This is a genomic window from Streptomyces sp. NPDC055506, assembly GCF_053643595.1.
Genome location: NZ_JBSHKH010000275.1, coordinates 1 through 2,203 on the forward strand (window position 1 = coordinate 1; position 2,203 = coordinate 2,203).

2 protein-coding genes are annotated in these 2,203 nt (G+C 67.6%); one reads left to right on the forward strand and one right to left on the reverse strand.

From position 1 onward, the window contains the following. Window positions 1-59 precede the first annotated feature (59 nt). Window positions 60-527, reverse strand: a complete 468-nt coding sequence (locus ACWIF2_RS40545) for an RDD family protein (RefSeq protein ID WP_184596315.1) — start codon at window positions 525-527, stop codon at window positions 60-62. 210 nt (window positions 528-737) lie between these two features. On the opposite strand from ACWIF2_RS40545, the gene glnA reads away from it, so the two are divergent. Next, entirely contained in the window at window positions 738-2,147 is a 1,410-nt protein-coding gene (gene glnA / locus ACWIF2_RS40550; RefSeq protein WP_382499331.1) for a type I glutamate--ammonia ligase, read from the forward strand. The last annotated feature ends 56 nt before the right edge of the window (window positions 2,148-2,203 follow it).

Genomic DNA, 2,203 nt, shown 5'->3' on the forward strand with positions numbered 1-2,203 from the left:
CGGATCACACCGGGCGCCCCTTCGTCGTCAGCGGTCGTCAGCGAAGGCCGTCGGGGGCGCTAGATGCGGACCTCGACCGTGCCCGCCAGCCGGTCGTGCAGACCGCGGCCGTCGCGGTCCCAGATCAGGGCGGGGATCGCGAGGAAGAGCAGGACCGTGCGCAGGAGGGTGCGCCAGGGGCTGACGCGGCCGGTGTCCAGGGCGAGCACCCGCAGACCGAGGAGCCGCTTGCCCGGGGTGAAGCCGACCGTACCGACCGTGAGCACCATGAGGGCGAACAGGATGAGCGGCGCCCAGATCTGTGCAGCTTCGTTGTAGCTCTGGGTGATAAGACCGTATGCGATCAGGAGACTCAGACCCCAGTCCACGGCGAGGGCGCCGAGCCGGCGGCCCGGGCGGGCGATCGAGCCGGGTCCCTCCTCGGGCAGACCGAGCTGCTCACCCCGGTATCCGAAGTCGACACCGGCCTCCTCCGCGGCCGCGCGGGGCCCGGAAAGCCACGATCCGAGTGCTTGCCTGTTGTCCACCCGTCCACGGTACTGCGCCCGTAAATGACCAGGGCACGGCGGGGTGTGGTCGGGCTACGGTGGAGGGTGAGCCGGTTAACTTGTGCGAAACAAATGAGTCACGCCAGAGAAATCACCCGTCCCTAGGGTCTACGTCAGCGTGTGCCACCCGCACTGGCAGCACGAACGAACTACCACCCCGGCGGGACGGTCGGGAGTAGGAGGAGCTGGATGTTCCAGAACGCCGACGAGGCCAAGAAGTTCATCGCGGACGAGGACGTCAAGTTCGTCGACGTCCGCTTCTGCGACCTGCCGGGCGTGATGCAGCACTTCACGATCCCCGCATCGGCCTTCGACCCGGCCGAGGAGCTGGCCTTCGACGGCTCCTCGATCCGCGGCTTCCAGGCCATCCACGAGTCCGACATGGCGCTGCGCGCGGACCTGTCGACCGCGCGGGTCGACCCGTTCCGCCGTGACAAGACGGTCAACATCAACTTCTTCATCCACGACCCGATCACGGGAGAGCAGTACTCCCGTGACCCGCGCAACGTGGCGAAGAAGGCCGAGGCCTACCTCGCCTCCACCGGGATCGCCGACACGGCGTACTTCGGTCCGGAGGCCGAGTTCTACGTCTTCGACAGCGTCCGCTTCGCGACCAGCGCGAACGAGTCCTTCTACCACATCGACTCCGAGGCCGGCGCCTGGAACACCGGTGCCCTCGAGAACAACCGTGGTTACAAGGTCCGCTACAAGGGCGGCTACTTCCCGGTCCCGCCGGTCGACCACTTCGCCGACCTGCGTGCCCAGATCTCCCTGGAGCTGGACCGCGCCGGTCTGCAGGTGGAGCGCCAGCACCACGAGGTGGGCACCGCCGGCCAGGCCGAGATCAACTACAAGTTCAACACGCTGCTCGCCGCGGCCGACGACCTGCAGCTCTTCAAGTACATCGTGAAGAACGTGGCGTGGCAGAACGGCAAGACGGCGACCTTCATGCCGAAGCCGATCTTCGGTGACAACGGCTCGGGCATGCACGTCCACCAGTCGCTGTGGACCGGCGGCCAGCCGCTCTTCTACGACGAGGCCGGTTACGCGGGCCTGTCGGACACCGCCCGCTACTACATCGGCGGCATCCTCAAGCACGCCCCGTCGCTGCTGGCCTTCACCAACCCGACGGTGAACTCGTACCACCGTCTGGTGCCGGGCTTCGAGGCGCCGGTCAACCTGGTCTACTCGCAGCGCAACCGCTCCGCGGCCATGCGTATCCCGATCACGGGCTCGAACCCGAAGGCCAAGCGGGTCGAGTTCCGCGCGCCCGACTCCTCCGGCAACCCGTACCTGGCCTTCTCGGCGCTGCTCCTCGCGGGCCTGGACGGCATCAAGAACAAGATCGAGCCGGCCGAGCCGATCGACAAGGACCTCTACGAGCTCGCCCCCGAGGAGCACGCGGGCGTCCCGCAGGTCCCGACCTCCCTCCCGGCCGTCCTCGACCGCCTTGAGGCCGACCACGAGTTCCTCCTCCAGGGCGACGTGTTCACGCCGGACCTGATCGAGACGTGGATCGACTACAAGCGCGCGAACGAGATCGCGCCGCTGCAGCTGCGTCCGCACCCGCACGAGTTCGAGCTCTACTTCGACGTGTGATCGACGCCTGATCGAGGCATGACGGCCGTGCCCCCGCTGTCCGTACGGACAGCGGG